This is a genomic window from Klebsiella sp. BIGb0138 (assembly GCF_004342285.1).
Lineage (GTDB): Bacteria > Pseudomonadota > Gammaproteobacteria > Enterobacterales > Enterobacteriaceae > Klebsiella.
Window position 1 is genome coordinate 146,653 of sequence record NZ_SMCV01000002.1, and the last position, 16,393, is coordinate 163,045.

Below are 16,393 nucleotides of genomic sequence, written 5' to 3' on the forward strand. Positions count from 1 at the left end.
CATGCCATGAATATATTCGATCACTATCGCCAGCGTTATGAAGCTGCCAAGGACGAAGAGTTCACACTGCAGGAGTTTCTTACCATCTGCCGGCAAGATCGCAGTGCTTATGCCAACGCGGCAGAACGGCTGCTGATGGCCATCGGTGAACCAGTCATGGTCGATACGGCCCTGGAGCCAAGGCTGTCCCGTCTCTTTTCAAACCGGGTTGTCGCTCGCTATCCGGCATTTGAAGAGTTTTACGGTATGGAAGATGCTATCGAGCAGATAGTCTCTTACCTGAAACATGCCGCACAGGGCCTGGAAGAGAAGAAACAGATTCTGTATCTGCTGGGCCCGGTGGGCGGCGGCAAATCTTCGCTTGCCGAACGCCTGAAATCGTTGATGCAGCGCGTGCCTATCTACGTCCTGAGCGCTAACGGCGAACGCAGTCCGGTAAACGACCATCCGCTGTGCCTGTTTAACCCGCAGGAAGATGCGCAGATTCTGGAGAAAGAATACGGCGTACCTAACCGCTATCTCGGAACGATTATGTCGCCGTGGGCCGCCAAACGTCTGCATGAATTCGGCGGCGATATCACCAAATTCCGCGTCATCAAAGTCTGGCCGTCGATCCTTGAACAGATTGCCATCGCGAAGACCGAACCCGGTGATGAGAATAACCAGGATATCTCCGCGCTGGTCGGTAAGGTGGATATTCGTAAGCTGGAGCACTATGCCCAGAACGATCCGGACGCCTACGGCTACTCCGGCGCCCTGTGCCGCGCCAACCAGGGGATTATGGAGTTCGTCGAGATGTTTAAAGCGCCGATTAAGGTGCTGCATCCGCTGCTGACCGCGACCCAGGAAGGTAACTATAACGGTACCGAAGGGATTTCCGCCCTGCCGTTCAACGGGATTATTCTCGCGCACTCAAACGAATCCGAGTGGGTGACCTTCCGTAATAACAAAAACAATGAGGCCTTCCTTGACCGTGTCTATATCGTCAAAGTGCCTTATTGCCTGCGCATTTCCGAAGAGATGCGTATCTATGAGAAACTGTTGAACAACAGCGAGCTGGCCCATGCGCCCTGCGCCCCCGGCACCCTCGAGACCCTGTCGCGCTTCTCGATTCTGTCGCGCCTGAAAGAGCCGGAAAACTCGAGCATTTACTCGAAAATGCGCGTCTATGACGGCGAAAGTCTGAAAGATACCGACCCGAAAGCGAAATCCTATCAGGAATATCGCGATTATGCCGGCGTCGATGAAGGGATGAACGGTCTGTCCACCCGCTTCGCCTTTAAGATATTGTCACGCGTATTTAACTTCGACCATGCCGAGGTTGCCGCGAACCCGGTCCATCTGTTCTATGTCCTGGAGCAACAAATCGAGCGCGAACAGTTCCCGCAGGAGCAGTCGGAGCGCTATCTGGAATTCCTCAAAGGCTATCTGATCCCGAAATACGCCGAGTTTATCGGCAAAGAGATCCAGACCGCCTATCTGGAATCCTATTCCGAATATGGGCAGAACATCTTTGACCGCTATGTCACCTATGCGGACTTCTGGATTCAGGATCAGGAATACCGCGATCCGGATACCGGCCAGCTGTTCGACCGCGAGTCGTTGAACGCAGAACTGGAAAAAATTGAGAAGCCCGCCGGGATCAGCAACCCGAAAGACTTCCGTAATGAGATAGTCAACTTCGTGCTGCGCGCCAGAGCCAACAACAACGGACGGAACCCGAACTGGACCAGCTATGAAAAACTGCGCACGGTTATTGAGAAGAAAATGTTCTCCAATACCGAAGAGCTGTTGCCGGTGATTTCGTTCAACGCCAAAACCTCAACCGATGAGCAGAAGAAGCACGACGATTTTGTCGACCGTATGATGGAAAAAGGCTATACCCGTAAGCAGGTCCGTCTGCTGTGCGAATGGTATCTGCGCGTACGTAAATCGTCCTGATGTACAAGCCCGGTAGTGAGACAACTACCGGGCATATAACAACTGCGTATGCCCGTAATCAGTCGATGGCAGGCAGGCGATGAGCAGACTCAGGTCAGCGACCTGGTGGGCAAGCGCCGCTAATGCCCTGCCGCGAATGACGAAAGGCAGAGTTGGCAATGGCAGTACAGGAGGGCATATGACCTGGTTCATAGACCGGCGCCTGAACGGAAAGAATAAAAGCGCGGTGAATCGCCAGCGCTTTTTGCGCCGTTATAAGGCGCAGATTAAACAATCGATCTCCGAGGCGATTAATAAACGTTCGGTGACCGATATCGACAGCGGTGAGTCCGTCTCCATTCCGACGGACGATATCAACGAGCCGATGTTTCACCAGGGTCGCGGCGGGCTGCGCAACCGCGTACACCCCGGAAACGACCACTTTGTGCAAAATGACCGCATCGAACGACCCCAGGGTGGAGGCGGCGGAGGCGGTAGCGGTCAAGGGCAAGCCAGCGCCGATGGCGAAGGCCAGGATGAATTTGTCTTTCAGATCTCCAAAGACGAGTATCTGGATCTGTTGTTCGAAGACCTCGCCCTGCCGAATCTGAAGAAAAACCAGCAGCGGCAGCTTACCGAGTTTAAAACCCACCGGGCAGGCTTCACCGCCAACGGGGTGCCGGCCAATATCAGCGTGGTTCGCTCCCTGCAGAACTCGCTGGCGCGACGCACGGCGATGACCGCCGGCAAGCGACGCGAGCTGCGGGCGCTGGAGGAGGACCTGGACACCATTGCCAAAAGTGAACCGGCACAGCTGCTGGAAGAAGAACGGCTGCGCCAGGAAATTGCCGAACTGCGGGCAAAAATAGACCGGGTGCCGTTTATCGATACCTTCGACCTGCGCTACAAGAATTACGAAAAACGACCTGAACCCTCCAGCCAGGCGGTAATGTTCTGCCTGATGGATGTGTCGGGTTCGATGGACCAGGTCACCAAGGATATGGCCAAACGTTTTTACATCCTGCTGTATCTGTTCCTCAGCCGGACCTATAAAAACGTCGAGGTGGTCTACATTCGCCACCATACGCAGGCCAAAGAGGTCGACGAACACGAGTTTTTCTATTCGCAGGAAACCGGCGGCACCATTGTTTCCAGCGCGCTGAAGCTTATGGATGAAGTCGTGAAAGCGCGTTACGATCCGGCGCAGTGGAATATCTACGCCGCGCAGGCATCGGACGGCGACAACTGGGCGGACGATTCACCGCTGTGTCACGAACTGCTGGCGAAAAATATCCTGCCGGTGGTGCGTTACTACAGCTACATAGAGATAACCCGCCGCGCGCACCAGACCCTGTGGCGCGAATATGAACACCTGCAGGAGACCTTCGAAAACTTCGCCATGCAGCATATCCGCGACCAGGAAGATATCTACCCGGTCTTCCGCGAGCTGTTTCATAAGCAGGGTACGACCGCCAGTAATTAACTTAACGGCCGGCAGATTGCTGTCGGCCGTTTCTTCACCGGCTTAAGGGTTATCACCTATCCTGGCAGACCAGCTCATCGCGCCCAGGCTCTTTTTTCAGCGCGCCGTTCGCAATCTCCGCCATTACCAGATCGACAACCTCCTGGCTCTGGTGAACCTTGCCGCATTTGACCACGATCTGCCGCGCGTTGTCATATCCCGGCGCCCACAGCCGGTTATTCAACTGGACATCTTTGTAGATAGCGATGAGGGGCTTGTTCCACGCCGCCGCCATATGCACCACTGACGTATCCGGCGAGATAATCATATCGGCCCCGGCAATTAACCCCATCGCGTGATGCAGGGTCTTAAAGGGGTTAACGCTGACTCTCTCAGGTAACGGGATGCGGATTTCATCCCGGTGATCCAGCAAAATAATATGCACATCGGGGTAAGATTCGCGTAGCCGGCTGATGATTATCGCCAGTTGCTCCTGCGACAGACTGCGATCCGGATGCCCGGCAAAAATATTAATGACCACCTTGCGCCCCTCGACGCTGGCGAGATACTGAGCGACCTGCCGGGAAACTTCCTGCGGAATATGCAGGTCATATGTCTGCAGATGCCTTTGCTCCAGTTGCAAATAGTCGGCAATAAGGGCAAATGTTTTGCTGACGTGCCAGTTTGCGCAATCAAATTCAAAAGACTTTGTATAGTGATTAATCGAGGCCCATTTATTAAAGCCTAACACCGCCTTTGCTTTTATCTGTCGTAACAGCAACATTCTATGTACGGGAATATCGAACAGGGAGGGATCGATAACAATATCGTACTTATTATTCGCCAGCTCATTAATAACCGACTTAGGGACATTGTGCCTAAATTTACGCAGAAAACTGGCGGAATCCACATTCTCAGCTTCATAAATATAGCGAATCCCCGGATGATATCGCATCACCTGGCTGTTCGACTGCGCCAGAAGAAAATCAACGACATACCCCGACTCATAGAGACATTTAACCAGAGCAGAATCCACGACCACGTCGCCTATCGCGCCTTCGTTACGCATCAACAGCACCGTTTTCGCCGAGGACAAATCCGCTGCGCTACGCGTATGTCTATCCCAAAGCGTTTTCGCGATATACACGCGCATAGCATTGCGAACTTTTTTGGTAAAATAGTTACGGCGCCTGTTCAGCTCTCTTATTTTTTTAAACTTCCCTGGGGAACCTTGCACCGCGTGTTTCTCCATCATCATCATCTCGTTACAACCCTCAACGGCCCTACTATTCGTTTTGTTAAGGACTCAATAAAATAAGAAAAGTTCGATTGCTTAATAACATTTTCTTGCTTTCACCACGCCAGCATTTTTTATTGAAGATAAAATGAGTTGATCATGAATTAAATATGGATAACGCCGGCTAAAAAAAGAAATGGACATCGGGTGTCGCGACGATAATTCCTGCGCGGGCGGCGATATTCCCTGACCTCCTCATTCAGCAACAGACCATCGAACCGATCGGCGGCGGCACGCTGAGGTTTTCATCCGCCAGGAAGAGGATTAAGCTTACCGTTTTGCCATCACGGGAAGGACAACATGAACATGCCGGCACGGTCGAACACGCATCAGCAGCTCCTTGAATTACTGGCAGAACAGCAGGCGCGCTATCGGGTTGTGGAGCATGAAGCGGTGGGCCAATGCGAGGCCGTTTCTGAGATTCGCGGAACCGCCCTGGGCCAGGGAGCCAAAGCGCTGGTCTGTAAGGTCAAAGGCAACGGCGTCAACCAGCACGTTCTGGCGATCCTCGCCGCCGATCGGCAGGCCGATTTATCGCGCGTCGCGCGGCATATCGGCGGCAGCAAAGCCTCGCTGGCCAGCCCGGCGGAGGTCGATGCGCTAACCGCCTGCGTTTTTGGCGCCATTCCGCCGTTCAGCTTTCACCCCGCCTTACGGCTAATTGCCGACCCGCTGCTGTTCGACCGCTTCAGTGAAATTGCCTTTAACGCCGGTCTGCTGGAGAAGTCGATCATCATGAATACCGAGGATTATCTGCGCATTGCCCGCCCGGAACTGGTGGTCTTCCGCCGCGAAGACTGACGCCAGCCTGTCGCCCGGCATTATGCAGATGCCAGAAAGAACATTCTGGCGCCAAAAAAAGCCTGTTTACTCACGCTATTACGCGTAAAGTAGACGGGCTTATTATTCTGGCAAGGATCTCCCGACATGTTCGATACGACCCTGTTTATTCTTCTGGGGCTGGCCGCGCTGGGTTTTGTGAGTCATAACACCACCGTGGCAATCTCTATCCTCATATTAATTATCGTCCGCGTCACCCCGCTCAACGTCTTCTTCCCGTGGATTGAAAAACAGGGGCTGACGATCGGCATTATTATTCTGACTATCGGCGTCATGGCCCCCATTGCCAGCGGTACGCTGCCGCCCTCAACGTTGCTCCACTCTTTTGTCAACTGGAAGTCGCTGCTGGCGATTGCCATTGGCGTATTTGTCTCCTGGCTCGGCGGCCGCGGCGTGGCGCTGATGGGGTCGCAGCCGCAGCTGGTCGCCGGGCTGCTGGTCGGCACGGTGCTGGGCGTGGCGCTGTTTCGCGGCGTGCCGGTCGGCCCGCTGATTGCCGCCGGGATCATCTCGCTGTTTATCGGGAAGTCGTAGTCAGGCTCGCCAGATAGCGCCCCGGGGTCTGCCCCAGCCCCTTTTTAAACATGGTGATAAAAGCGGTGGTGGAGTCATATCCCAGGCTTTGCGCGGTCTGCTGCACCGTTTGCCCGCGAATCAGCATTTGCAGCGCGAGGATCAGCTGCAGCTGGTGCCGCCAGCGACGAAAGCTCAGGCCGGTCTCGCGAACCACCAGCCGCGCCAGATTGCGTTCGCTCATCGCGAACTCCGCCGCCCATTGCCCCAGCGTCTGCCATCGGGCCGGATCGATCGCCATCACATCCGCCATCTGGCGAATCTTAGGATGACCGGAAACCGGTAGCTGCAGATGCTCCTGCGGCTGCTGCGGCAGTTCATCAAACAGCACCTGCACCAGCCTTTGCGTCGCCGGCTGGTCGAACAGCGCCCCGTTACGCCCGGCAAGCGTCAGAATCAGCTCGCGCACCAGCGGAGAAATCTTTAACGTGCAGCAGTGCGGCGGCATCGGCGCCGCGCCGGGTTCAATAAACAAAAAGCTGATTTGCGCTCCCGGCGTCGCGCGGTTGCTGTGGGGCACCCGCCCCGGAACCCACACCGCATATTGTGGCGGCACCATCCACATGGCGTTTTCCACCTCACAGGTCAATGCACCATGCAACGCGAGGATCAGCTGCCCTTTGCGGTGCTGATGCTGGGGGATAAACTGCTCGTCCTCCACCACCTGAATGCGAAAAGCGAGGGCCGCTTCGTGGCCGCTGTCCGGGTCATAGCCATCCAGACCAAGTCCAATCATCACATTGTCCGATTTTAGCGATAATCTGTCATTTTAGCTTGATTTAAACAGTCGGTAAACGCGCTATTGTAGCCCTCCTGTTCACTCGTCAGAGATCGCTATGAGTTCTGTTCTGCCTTCTGCCGGCCGCCGTAATCTGCTGTTGATTGCCGGAATTTTATTAATTGCCACCACCCTGCGGGTGACCTTTACCGGCGCCGCCCCGCTGCTGGATGCGATTCGCGCGGAGTACGGCCTCACCACCGCGCAAACCGGGATGTTAACCACCCTACCACTGCTGGCCTTTGGCCTGGTCTCCCCGCTGGCGGCAGGCGTCGCCCGCCGTTTGGGCATCGAACGGAGCCTGCTGTTAGCATTGGTGCTGATTTGCCTGGGGATTGGATTACGTTCCCTGCCGTCCACCGCTCTGCTTTTTATCGGCACCGCCATCATCGGCTGCGGCATCGCATTAGGTAACGTGCTGTTGCCGGGCTTAATCAAGCGTGATTTCGCGCAACATGTCGCCAAAATGACCGGCGCGTACTCGCTCACCATGGGCGGCGCGGCCGCACTGGGGTCGGCAATGGTCGTCCCCCTGGCGCTCGCCGGTTTTGGCTGGCGCGGCGCGCTCTTTATGCTGATGGCCTTCCCGTTGCTCGCGCTGCTGTTCTGGCTACCGCAGGCGCGTAAGCAGGCCACCGCACCGCTCACCGGTTCCGGCGCGATGCACAATCGTGGGATCTGGCGTTCGGCGCTGGCCTGGCAGGTGACGTTGTTCCTCGGCATCAACTCGCTGGTCTATTATGTGGTTGTCGGCTGGCTGCCGGCGATCCTGCAGAGCCTCGGCTACAGTGAAGCGCAGGCCGGCTCCCTGCATGGCTTACTCCAGCTGGCGACCGCCGCCCCGGGTATCGCGATCCCACTGATTCTCCACCGGCTGAAGGATCAGCGCGGCATCGCGATCCTGGTGGCCCTGATGTGCGCAGTCAGCGCCGGAGGTTTGTGGTTCTGGCCCGGCCAGGCGGTGCTGTGGACGCTGATCTTCGGTTTCGGTTCAGGGGCGACGATGATTCTGGGGCTGACCTTTATTGGCCTGCGCGCCAGCTCCGCGCACCAGGCGGCAGCGCTGTCTGGCATGGCGCAAACGGTCGGTTACCTGCTGGCCGCCTGCGGGCCGCCGGTGATGGGGAAAATTCATGACGCCAACGGCGACTGGCATATCCCCCTGATTGCCGTCGCGTTAATTTCCGTCGCGATGGCCGTGTGTGGCGCCCTCGCCGGGCGCAGCCGGGAGATTAACGGGTAACGCGTTGCCATTCCCCGTTGGCCGCCACGCGGCTGACGGCTTCACCTCCCCGACCAGCACCGCGTCCGGGGAGGTGAAGCCGTCCGGGAACGGCCTTAAGCCATGCTGAGGTTATTGAGCCGCGGTATGTAAAAACGCCTGTACCAGCGGCGATGGGCGCCCTTCCAGCGCGTTGCGTTCATGCTGGAACAATGTCGCCACAAAGAACGGATGGGTGACCAGTTCCACCGCCCGAATCTCCCCCTCTTCATCCCAGCCGGTCACCCGCAGGTCGCCCTGCTCCAGCTCACGGGCAAAGTCGTCAGCAATGCCGTAGTTACAGTGGTAACCCTCTTCGATTTTATCGCGGCCGTAGGCCCGGGCAATCAGGGTATTCGCGCGCAGTTCAATCGTATCCGACTTTTCAACCAGCGAGCAGCTTAACGGCGCAATGATCATGCGCCCTTCGGTGTCGGTTTCCGCATGCGCCGCATCTTCCCAGCCCATCACGTTACGCGCATATTCGATAATCGCGTGCTGAAAGCCCCCGCAGGTACCGAGGAAAGGGACGCTATTTTCGCGGGCATGACGAATGGCGATAAACGCGCCCTCGGCGTTCTTGTACGGGCTGGCGGGAACCAGCCAAATCGCGTCGTAATCGGCAACGGCGTCGGCATGATGAATATCGCTGGTTGCCAGCCAGTCATAGCGAACGGGCAGTTCCAGCACGGCGGCGGCATCATCGATAGCAAGGGGAATCGCTTTATGTGCAATCACGTCGGGATGGTAGTCGCCAACCAGGGCAATACGCAGGGGGGTGTTCATAGCAGGGTCCTTATGTCAGGGCGTTTTTCGGTCAACACAAGGAGCCTCAGATTAGCGATCTCCTGCGCGGAACACAATCCTTATTTTATCTCGTAACTGTCCGACGCATCGCCATATTTGGTTGCTTTCGGTTCGGGCAATTTACCTTGAGAGGCGCTATTGTATAGCGCAGAGGAGATATCGTGGACGGAATGATGAAGAGCAAGATTCTGGTCAGCGCCTGCCTGATGGGTTTTCAGGTGCGCTATAACGGCAGTGATAAAGCACAGCTCACCGAAACGCTGGCCCGCTGGCAGCGCGACAACCGGCTGGTGATTCACTGCCCGGAACTGGCCGCCGGTTTGCCGGTTCCCCGACTCCCGGCAGAAATTCTCAACGCCCAGGGGGCGGATGTGATGCGGGATCGCGGGCGCATCGTCGAAAGCGACGGCCATGACGTCACCGCCCACTATCAGCTGGCCGCCTGGCTGGCATTGCGGGCCGCTCAGGAAGCCGGCTGTGCAGCCGCATTGTTGACCGACGGCAGCCCCACCTGCGGCAGCCAGTTTATCTATGATGGCACCTTCAGCGGGCAGAGAAAGCCGGGTTCCGGCGTTGCCGCCGCTCTGCTGCGCGAGCACGGCATTACGGTTTTTTCCGACCGGCAAATACCCCAGCTGCTTGCCTGGATGGCACAAAAGGAGAACAGCGATGATTCAGTGTAAACGCGTTTACGATCCGCCAGAAACCAGCGATGGCTATCGTGTGCTGGTCGACCGGCTCTGGCCGCGAGGCATCAAAAAAGAGGCGCTGCGCTACGATGAATGGTGTAAATCACTCACCCCTTCGTCGGCGCTGCGTAAAGCGCTGCACGGTGAGGCCATCGATTTTACCCACTTCACTCAACAGTACCGCGAGGAGCTCGATGCCCATCGCGACGAAGGGCTGCGCCTCGCCGCGCTGGCTCGCCAGCAGCCGTTAACCTTGCTGTATGCCGCGAAAGATACCCGGCAAAATCACGCGCGGGTGCTGGCAAACTGGCTGGAAAATCTCGCCTGATCGCGGGGCAATTACGACTTCGCGGGATGGTCGCGCCGCCATAACGCCCATTCGTCGAGCGTTTCACCGCCGGGCAGTTTGCAATCTGAGCGTACGCCCTGCGGGGTCTGTACCGGGATCAGGTTCCCCCCCTGCTGGGTACAGTAAACCGAAGCCGGGTTAGCCATACCGATGGACTGCGGCGGAGGCGGCGCATCCTGTTGTTGCGCGCACCCCGCCAGGGCCAGCGGCAGCATAATGGTCATCCACTTCATATTGACTCCTTCTTTGCACAGAGCACCCATTCGCCCTGATTCTTCATGGTTTCTCCATTTTAACTACACTTTTGCCCCTTAGAGTAGCGCTTGTTCTCAGACTGACCAGAGAACAGATCATTCCATAATCAATGAGTTTTCCCCGCCGCCCCCGGCGGGGCTTTTTTTTCCTTCCCCTAACCGCTGTTCCCGCAGCCCATGATCTAACCTTCGTTGCATCTGCGATTGTTTTTCGCAGTAAATCGCAGCCTATCGGCTGGCGCTAACGCCCGATGATGGGAATTGTACGTTCATATTGACTCAGATGCGGGAATATCCAGTATGATAGCCAGGTTATCCTTCAGGCGGCCTCTATGCTGGCGGCGGATTTTCCACGCTATTCCGGGCCCGCGTTGCGCAAGCCAGGCCGCGGGAACCCGCATTTTCTCAGCGCAAATCAGGCTTGATGCGCCTGAAGGGGTCGGTGTTTAACAGACGTAACTTTGAGTTTCAGGGGCAATATAATGAGAGTGGGTATTCTTTTTCCGGTGGTTATCTTTATCGTCGCCGTTGTTTTTCTCGGTTGGTTTTTTGTCAGCGGTTATGCGGCTCCGGGCGGCGCGTAATGAAAAAAAGCACCATGCTGATGATTATCATCGCCATCATCGCCCTCGCTGGCGTTCAGTTCGGCTGGTGGTAATCGTTGCGACACTTTTTTTCACTCGTGCAATATTGCAGAGTTGTCTTATCCACTCAATAAGTTAGCGCGATACACTCACTTCCTCAGCCGATTCCGCAAGCCCATTGCCAGCGGACGGCAGGCAACCGGAGAAGTGAGAAATGAAAAAACCGATCGTGTTATCGTTGATTCTTGCGCTATGCACGCTGTTATCGGGATGCATTGTTGATCATGGTTATCACCACAGGCACCACCACCATCATTATGACGGTCGAGGCTGGTGATCGCAGAGTGGAACAAGGCGAACGTGAGTTCGCCTTGTTTTATTTAGTCCTGGCGGTCAGAACCTAAAAAGAAGAAGCCTAGCGGAATAGAAAATAGCAGGGTAAACACGATGCTGTAAACGGTCACCATCGCCCCTTGCAGGAAGAACATTGACGTACTCCATTCTGAGTACGGCATATTGTATTCGCTGACGACGCCACCGAACGTCGCGCGTCCGACCACGGTGAGCGCGATGGCAAACACAATCCCTATTGCCAGGAAGAATTTCTTACTGTTTTTATTGCTGGTAAGTTTTTGCAGAATCATCCAGGTTCCCTTTTCTCTGACCGATAATCGGCTGTATATGTAACATCAATGCAATAAAAATTGAAGGTTTTTTGTTACAATACAGAGGTTAACACTGCCGGGCCGGTATGAATACCGGCCGCGCCGTTACGATTGCAGGGTAGCCAGACGGGCGGCAAAACCGACAAAGACCAGACCAATCAGGCTGTTGCCAATTTTCGCCAGTTTCTTTTTCGTTTTCACATAGCGGGTGACGAAGGAGCCGGAGAGAATTAAAAAACTCATATACATGAAGCTAATCACTTCCAGCGTCAGCGCAAGGATAAAGAACGCCACTCCCGGCGTTCTGGCGTTAACGTCGATGAACTGGACGAAAAACGAGACATAGAAAAGAATCGCTTTGGGGTTGGTCAGGCTCAGGGTCAGCGAGCGTTTCAGAATCGCGCTCCCCGGTTCCGCGCCGGCATCGGCCTGCCCTTCCCGCTGGGTCAGCACCGCATAAAGCATCTTACCACCGAGCCACAGCAGATAAATCGCCCCCAGATAGCGAACGATATTAAACAGCACCGGCGTGGTCTTAATCAGGGTTGCGACACCGGCAAAAGCCAGCAGCATCAGCACCGCATCACCGATAAACACCCCGGCCGCCGCCAGATACCCCTTTTTAACCCCGTGAGCAATGCCGGTTTTGAGGACGAAAAAGGTATTGGGGCCCGGAACCAGAATGATAAAAATCGCCCCGACCAGATAGGTCAGATAATTCAATACACCAAACTCAGCGAACACACTGCACTCCTTCGCGTTCAACAAAAAACATGATCGCGCTCACGTTAACGCAACTGTCGTGATTTTGAAAGCGCTTACCGTGCTTGTTGACTTAGTAGAGTGAAGCTTCACCCAGCGGCCGGGTTTTGAAACGACGATGGACCCACAGGTACTGCTCCGGCGCGCGCAAAATCTCTTTTTCGATGACTTTGTTGATATAGCTGGCCGCATCCTGTTTATCCTCACCTGGATAATCATTCAGCACATCGCTGATATGCAAGGTGTAACCTTTTCTGTCCATTTTGCGCACCATGCTGATACTCAGCATCTTCGCCCCGGAGAGTCGGGACAGCACATAGGTACCGTTAGTGGTTGCCGCCTGAGGGACCGAGAAAAACGGCGCAAAAACGCTGCCTTTAGGACCGTAGTCCTGATCCGGGGCAAACCATACCGCTTCCCCTGCTTTCAGCGCATGCACCAGGCCGGATAAATTACGGCGATCGATCATCGCTTTATTCGAACGCAGGCGCCCGCGGGTTTGCACCCATTCCATCAGCGGACTGTTATGCGGCCGATAGGTCGCCATCATCGGACGGCATAACCCCATGGTACGGCCGCCAAGCTCCAGCGACATAAAGTGCACGCCTACGACCATCACGCCTTGTTCGGCGCAAAGCGCTTTGCTCAGGTTGTCGAAGCCTTCAACGTTAAACCATTTCTTGACCCGTTCGTCGCTCCAGAACCAGGCCATCCCGGTCTCAATAAGCCCCATTCCCAGCGACATGAAGTTTTGCTCGATCATCTTTTCACGCGCCTGCAGCGCCATGTCGGGAAAACAGAGTTCGAGGTTGCGACGGGCAATATGCTCCCGGCGCTTAAGGAAACGACGTGACGCCTTGCCCGCGCTGGTACCAATGATATGCAACAGCGGGTAGGGTAATTGCACGATTAACCACAGGATTGAGAGGCCGAACCAGGTTCCCCAGTTGCGAGGGTGCAGAAGACTTTTATTAAAAGCGCAAGACATGATTATTCCTGTAAACGTCTGGAAATGAGGTAGCGCTTAAGGAAAAAACGAAGTCCCTTCATCAGTCGTTAGGCGGTACGTATAGCAAGTATGACAATAGTAATCCGGTGAAATTCACTCCGGCAAGTAAAAAACAACTTCAACCGAAAAAAACACAATACCCGCACACTTGTAACAAAATGTAAAATAAAGCTCAGTCGTTTATTACAAATATTTACGAGTATAACCGTTCTCAAGCTAATCATTCAGCAGATGAGCACACAGATGACAAAATAGCCGCTCGGTTAGCCATCACGATGCCGGCGCAGCCCCCTTCACTGCTGGCGTTGCCGGCATCATCGCGCGTTTTCCCTGAATCAGGTAATAATACCGTTGCCCGGAATATATTGGCCTCTGACTGATTGCCGGGAGGGTCAATGGGAATATCCCTTAACCGCTTTTCATAAGAAAAACTAATTATCAATATCGCGTATGAATTAAGAATTACCTTATTTTACTTTACTGACATTAAATGACGCTCAGATGAATTCACGCTCTTCCATGCATTTATTTCAGACGATCGCTTCCAGCCGTCGCATCTTTAACTGAACAACAGGCGATAAAATTCAGACGCCGCTTTTGACTTTGAAAAAAACGCATCATCGCCAAAAATCGCGGGCGATTCTCACGTTTCAACAGGCCATTACAGACAATTTTTAGCGCCTGTTTAACGCCTTCATCTTTGATAAGCCCCCGCGGCGACATCAGTGACATCGGCCCGTGATGACAGCGAAAGGTCGTGAAGCCGCCGCGGGCGAACAGCCCCTGCCAGCCTTCCCGACTCAGGGGGCTAACGTGAGATTTCACTACGCCCTGCAACGTCATTCTGGCGTCTTCTTCCAGCATATTCTCGGTATACATAATATCGTGGGTCAACAACCGACCGCCGGGTTTAAGGACCCGATAATATTCCGCCACCAGCTTTTCTTTGGCTTTATCGGCATACATCGTCAGCATCGCCTCATTAATCACCACATCGAATGTGTTATCGGCAAACGGTAAACGGCTGGCGTTGGCTTCCATCACGATGACCTTATTATCCACCCCTTCCCTGACAATGTTTTGTCGGGCTTTCGCCAATGCCTCTTTATCCATATCGATGGCATACACGCAGCAGGCAAAACGTTTCACCAACGCAACCGAGGTGGTCCCCATATTACAGGCTACCTCCAGTACCTTACCGTCAGATGACAGACTGGCCTGCTGAAACAGCCACTCCGTTGCTTCTATTCCGCCCGGGCGTAAGCGGGTTTTGCCCAGGCTGGCCAAAAAGGTATGGCCGGCTTTGTCACTCGCATTCATCGTCACCTCCCAAAAAGATGCATTATAAATACATCATTATGATTGATGAGGGAATGGTGAGAATGAATTTTATTTGCATTGACGCCCGGTACTGGAGATTTCCGCCTGCGCAGGTGAAAAAGATCGCAATGTAATTAAAATAGTTAACAATTACTTATAGTCACTATTGCGTTTTCCTCTGCTGCCGGCGGTGGGTTTCAATTGTAATGAGAACCATTCTCATATTAACATATCCCCTATTGTCCACCTGTTCCGAACCCGGTTATGTCCCAGCCTACCGCCACCGCCGCCCCGTTGACGCTTGCGTCGCTTTATCACGCCCACCATGGTTGGCTGAAGAACTGGCTGACCCGCAAGCTGCAATCCTCCTTCGATGCCGACGATGTCGCCCAGGATACCTTTCTGCGGGTGATGGGCGGTGAATCCTTAATCACCATCCGCGATCCTAAATCTTTTCTCTGTACCATCGCCAAACGGGTGATGATCGATCTGTTTCGCCGCAACGCGCTGGAGCGCGCCTGGCTGGAGATGATCGCTCAACTGCCGGAAGAGCTGGCCCCCTCCCCCGAGCTGCAGCAAAGCCAGCTCGAAACGTTGCAACAGATAGACGCCATGCTGGATGGTCTGAGCAGGAAAGCCCGCGAGGCCTTTTTGCTTTCTCAGCTTGAAGGTCTGACCTATGCCGAGATCGCCGGACGGCTGGCGGTATCGGTCAGTTCGGTGAAAAAGTACGTGGCGAAAGCGACCGAGCATTGTCTGCTTTTTCGCCTGGAGCATGGACTATGAGCGGCGCGACATTAAGTGAATCCCGTCGTCAGGCGCTGCGTTCCGCTTCGCACTGGTATGCGGTATTAAGCGATGGCCGCGCCAACCCGCAGCAGGAAGCGCGCTGGCAGCAGTGGTATGAGCAGGACCACGATAATCAATGGGCGTGGCAACAGGTGGAAAACCTGCGCCAGCAGATGGGGCAGCTCCCCGGCGGTCTCGCCAGCCGGACTCTCAACGACAGCCGCCTCGCGCGCCGTCAGGTGCTGAAAGGGTTGCTGTTGCTGGTTGCCGCCGGCGGCGGCTGGCAGCTGTGGCGCAGCGAGCTGGCGGAAGGGCTACGCGCGGATTACCGTGCGGCAAAAGGGATGGTTCTGCGCCGCACGCTCGAAGATGGCACCCAGCTCACGCTCAATACCGACAGCGCAGCCGACGTTCGTTTCGACGCGCGGCAGCGCCTGGTGCGCCTGCGCTACGGCGAAATCGCCATCACCACCGCCCGGGACAGCCGTCAGCGGCCGTTTCGCGTCCAGACTCGCGACGGGCTGCTCACCGCGCTGGGGACGGAGTTTAGCGTCCGCCAGTTTACCGATGAGACGCGCCTGACGGTACAACAGCATGCCGTTGAGGTGCGACTGGCGAACGGGCAGCGCAAAATTATCCACGCCGGCGAAAGCCAGTGGTTTAGCCGCGACCTCTTCTCCCGCCTCCTGCCGCTTAACAGCGGCGAGGATAGCTGGGCGCAGGGCGTGCTCAGTTTCCGCGACCAACCCTTACACGAGGCGATCGCCACCTTGTCCCGCTATCGTCCCGGCGTTTTGCGCTGCGATCCCGCCGTCGCCGGTTTACGGCTGAGCGGCACTTTCCCGCTGGGCAATACCGACGCGATACTGCACATTATCGCGCAGACGCTGCCGGTAAAACTGCAGTTCACGACCCGCTATTGGGTCACCGTTATTCCCGCCTGAGAAAAAAACAGAAAAAATTCTCATTCTCCATTATCCCTTTTTCCCTGCTCGTTCGACTTGATAGATGAAGACAACCAAAAACGATCATGG

19 protein-coding genes are annotated in these 16,393 nt (G+C 55.3%); 11 read left to right on the forward strand and 8 right to left on the reverse strand.

Going from position 1 to position 16,393, the window contains the following annotated elements; all coding sequences use genetic code 11:
- The first annotated feature begins 6 nt into the window (after positions 1–6).
- Positions 7–1,941, forward strand: a complete 1,935-nt coding sequence (yeaG, locus tag EDF73_RS05110) for a protein kinase YeaG (protein WP_132726650.1) — start codon at positions 7–9, stop codon at positions 1,939–1,941.
- Positions 1,942–2,119: 178 nt separating this feature from the next.
- Positions 2,120–3,403 (forward strand): YeaH/YhbH family protein, encoded by a 1,284-nt coding sequence (locus EDF73_RS05115; RefSeq protein ID WP_132726653.1) that lies wholly within the window; start codon positions 2,120–2,122, stop codon positions 3,401–3,403.
- A 52-nt stretch (positions 3,404–3,455) separates the two neighbouring features.
- On the opposite strand, the gene EDF73_RS05120 is transcribed toward EDF73_RS05115, so the two are convergent.
- The gene (locus tag EDF73_RS05120; protein WP_132726656.1) at positions 3,456–4,637 is read right to left on the reverse strand and encodes a glycosyltransferase family 9 protein; all 1,182 of its coding nucleotides are present in this window, start codon (positions 4,635–4,637) and stop codon (positions 3,456–3,458) included.
- Positions 4,638–4,979: 342 nt separating this feature from the next.
- Here EDF73_RS05120 and EDF73_RS05125 point away from each other — a divergent pair, with 342 nt between their 5' ends.
- Positions 4,980–5,480, forward strand: a complete 501-nt coding sequence (locus tag EDF73_RS05125; RefSeq protein WP_132726659.1) for a YbaK/prolyl-tRNA synthetase associated domain-containing protein — start codon at positions 4,980–4,982, stop codon at positions 5,478–5,480.
- Between the two features lie 126 nt (positions 5,481–5,606).
- Complete coding sequence (locus EDF73_RS05130; RefSeq protein ID WP_132726662.1) at positions 5,607–6,053, forward strand: DUF441 domain-containing protein; 447 nt, start codon at positions 5,607–5,609, stop codon at positions 6,051–6,053.
- Here EDF73_RS05130 and EDF73_RS05135 read toward each other — a convergent pair.
- Positions 6,037–6,831 (reverse strand): helix-turn-helix transcriptional regulator, encoded by a 795-nt coding sequence (locus EDF73_RS05135; RefSeq protein WP_165905650.1) that lies wholly within the window; start codon positions 6,829–6,831, stop codon positions 6,037–6,039. The two genes, EDF73_RS05130 and EDF73_RS05135, sit on opposite strands and share 17 nt — an antisense overlap.
- 97 nt (positions 6,832–6,928) lie before the next feature.
- Here EDF73_RS05135 and EDF73_RS05140 point away from each other — a divergent pair, with 97 nt between their 5' ends.
- A complete protein-coding gene (locus EDF73_RS05140; RefSeq protein WP_132726667.1) occupies positions 6,929–8,113 on the forward strand; it encodes a CynX/NimT family MFS transporter in 1,185 nt (394 codons plus the stop codon).
- 111 nt (positions 8,114–8,224) lie between these two features.
- Here the strand turns inward: EDF73_RS05140 and EDF73_RS05145 are convergent, their stop codons facing one another.
- On the reverse strand, positions 8,225–8,917 hold the full coding sequence (locus EDF73_RS05145; protein WP_132726670.1) for a CTP synthase: 693 nt from the start codon (positions 8,915–8,917) through the stop codon (positions 8,225–8,227).
- Between the two features lie 194 nt (positions 8,918–9,111).
- Between EDF73_RS05145 and EDF73_RS05150 the strand changes: the two genes are divergently transcribed.
- Together EDF73_RS05150 and EDF73_RS05155 are read left to right on the forward strand one after the other, a co-directional pair.
- On the forward strand, positions 9,112–9,621 hold the full coding sequence (locus EDF73_RS05150; protein ID WP_132728092.1) for a DUF523 domain-containing protein: 510 nt from the start codon (positions 9,112–9,114) through the stop codon (positions 9,619–9,621).
- The gene (locus tag EDF73_RS05155; RefSeq protein ID WP_132726672.1) at positions 9,608–9,955 is read left to right on the forward strand and encodes a DUF488 domain-containing protein; all 348 of its coding nucleotides are present in this window, start codon (positions 9,608–9,610) and stop codon (positions 9,953–9,955) included. Before EDF73_RS05150 ends, EDF73_RS05155 begins: the two co-directional genes overlap by 14 nt.
- Before the next feature lie 11 nt (positions 9,956–9,966).
- On the opposite strand, the gene EDF73_RS05160 is transcribed toward EDF73_RS05155, so the two are convergent.
- Positions 9,967–10,209 (reverse strand): DUF333 domain-containing protein, encoded by a 243-nt coding sequence (locus EDF73_RS05160; RefSeq protein ID WP_132726675.1) that lies wholly within the window; start codon positions 10,207–10,209, stop codon positions 9,967–9,969.
- 503 nt (positions 10,210–10,712) lie between these two features.
- Between EDF73_RS05160 and EDF73_RS05165 the strand changes: the two genes are divergently transcribed.
- Together EDF73_RS05165 and EDF73_RS05170 are read left to right on the forward strand one after the other, a co-directional pair.
- Entirely contained in the window at positions 10,713–10,814 is a 102-nt protein-coding gene (locus EDF73_RS05165; protein WP_132726677.1) for a YoaK family small membrane protein, read from the forward strand.
- 214 nt (positions 10,815–11,028) lie between these two features.
- Entirely contained in the window at positions 11,029–11,151 is a 123-nt protein-coding gene (locus EDF73_RS05170; protein WP_132726680.1) for a hypothetical protein, read from the forward strand.
- Positions 11,152–11,194: 43 nt separating this feature from the next.
- Here EDF73_RS05170 and EDF73_RS05175 read toward each other — a convergent pair whose 3' ends face one another.
- The 4 genes from EDF73_RS05175 to EDF73_RS05195 all read right to left on the reverse strand — a co-directional run bounded on the left by EDF73_RS05175 (position 11,195) and on the right by EDF73_RS05195 (position 14,570).
- A complete protein-coding gene (locus EDF73_RS05175) occupies positions 11,195–11,458 on the reverse strand; it encodes a DUF2534 family protein (protein WP_132726682.1) in 264 nt (87 codons plus the stop codon).
- Between the two features lie 126 nt (positions 11,459–11,584).
- Positions 11,585–12,223 carry a leucine efflux protein LeuE gene (leuE, locus tag EDF73_RS05180; RefSeq protein WP_132726685.1) on the reverse strand — a complete coding sequence of 213 codons (639 nt, stop codon included), beginning with the start codon at positions 12,221–12,223 and terminating at the stop codon, positions 11,585–11,587.
- 91 nt (positions 12,224–12,314) lie between these two features.
- On the reverse strand, positions 12,315–13,229 hold the full coding sequence (gene lpxP, locus EDF73_RS05185; protein ID WP_132726687.1) for a kdo(2)-lipid IV(A) palmitoleoyltransferase: 915 nt from the start codon (positions 13,227–13,229) through the stop codon (positions 12,315–12,317).
- A 546-nt stretch (positions 13,230–13,775) separates the two neighbouring features.
- Positions 13,776–14,570 (reverse strand): class I SAM-dependent methyltransferase, encoded by a 795-nt coding sequence (locus tag EDF73_RS05195; protein WP_132726690.1) that lies wholly within the window; start codon positions 14,568–14,570, stop codon positions 13,776–13,778.
- 264 nt (positions 14,571–14,834) lie between these two features.
- Here EDF73_RS05195 and fecI point away from each other — a divergent pair, with 264 nt between their 5' ends.
- Together fecI and fecR are read left to right on the forward strand one after the other, a co-directional pair.
- The gene (fecI, locus tag EDF73_RS05200) at positions 14,835–15,356 is read left to right on the forward strand and encodes a ferric citrate uptake sigma factor FecI (RefSeq protein ID WP_132726692.1); all 522 of its coding nucleotides are present in this window, start codon (positions 14,835–14,837) and stop codon (positions 15,354–15,356) included.
- Positions 15,353–16,303 (forward strand): ferric citrate uptake sigma factor regulator FecR, encoded by a 951-nt coding sequence (gene fecR, locus EDF73_RS05205; protein WP_132726695.1) that lies wholly within the window; start codon positions 15,353–15,355, stop codon positions 16,301–16,303. The genes fecI and fecR overlap by 4 nt, the downstream gene beginning before the upstream one ends.
- Positions 16,304–16,393 lie beyond the last annotated feature (90 nt).

What these genes read in the sequence shown, in the direction of transcription:
- yeaG (WP_132726650.1), top strand. Translation starts at nt 7, where the DNA reads ATGAATATATTCGATCACTATCGCCAGCGTTATGAAGCTGCCAAGGAC.
- EDF73_RS05115 (WP_132726653.1), top strand. Translation starts at nt 2,120, where the DNA reads ATGACCTGGTTCATAGACCGGCGCCTGAACGGAAAGAATAAAAGCGCG.
- EDF73_RS05120 (WP_132726656.1), bottom strand. Translation starts at nt 4,637, where the DNA reads ATGATGGAGAAACACGCGGTGCAAGGTTCCCCAGGGAAGTTTAAAAAA.
- EDF73_RS05125 (WP_132726659.1), top strand. Translation starts at nt 4,980, where the DNA reads ATGAACATGCCGGCACGGTCGAACACGCATCAGCAGCTCCTTGAATTA.
- EDF73_RS05130 (WP_132726662.1), top strand. Translation starts at nt 5,607, where the DNA reads ATGTTCGATACGACCCTGTTTATTCTTCTGGGGCTGGCCGCGCTGGGT.
- EDF73_RS05140 (WP_132726667.1), top strand. Translation starts at nt 6,929, where the DNA reads ATGAGTTCTGTTCTGCCTTCTGCCGGCCGCCGTAATCTGCTGTTGATT.
- EDF73_RS05145 (WP_132726670.1), bottom strand. Translation starts at nt 8,917, where the DNA reads ATGAACACCCCCCTGCGTATTGCCCTGGTTGGCGACTACCATCCCGAC.
- EDF73_RS05150 (WP_132728092.1), top strand. Translation starts at nt 9,112, where the DNA reads ATGAAGAGCAAGATTCTGGTCAGCGCCTGCCTGATGGGTTTTCAGGTG.
- EDF73_RS05155 (WP_132726672.1), top strand. Translation starts at nt 9,608, where the DNA reads ATGATTCAGTGTAAACGCGTTTACGATCCGCCAGAAACCAGCGATGGC.
- EDF73_RS05160 (WP_132726675.1), bottom strand. Translation starts at nt 10,209, where the DNA reads ATGAAGTGGATGACCATTATGCTGCCGCTGGCCCTGGCGGGGTGCGCG.
- EDF73_RS05165 (WP_132726677.1), top strand. Translation starts at nt 10,713, where the DNA reads ATGAGAGTGGGTATTCTTTTTCCGGTGGTTATCTTTATCGTCGCCGTT.
- EDF73_RS05170 (WP_132726680.1), top strand. Translation starts at nt 11,029, where the DNA reads ATGAAAAAACCGATCGTGTTATCGTTGATTCTTGCGCTATGCACGCTG.
- EDF73_RS05175 (WP_132726682.1), bottom strand. Translation starts at nt 11,458, where the DNA reads ATGATTCTGCAAAAACTTACCAGCAATAAAAACAGTAAGAAATTCTTC.
- lpxP (WP_132726687.1), bottom strand. Translation starts at nt 13,229, where the DNA reads ATGTCTTGCGCTTTTAATAAAAGTCTTCTGCACCCTCGCAACTGGGGA.
- EDF73_RS05195 (WP_132726690.1), bottom strand. Translation starts at nt 14,570, where the DNA reads ATGAATGCGAGTGACAAAGCCGGCCATACCTTTTTGGCCAGCCTGGGC.
- fecI (WP_132726692.1), top strand. Translation starts at nt 14,835, where the DNA reads ATGTCCCAGCCTACCGCCACCGCCGCCCCGTTGACGCTTGCGTCGCTT.
- fecR (WP_132726695.1), top strand. Translation starts at nt 15,353, where the DNA reads ATGAGCGGCGCGACATTAAGTGAATCCCGTCGTCAGGCGCTGCGTTCC.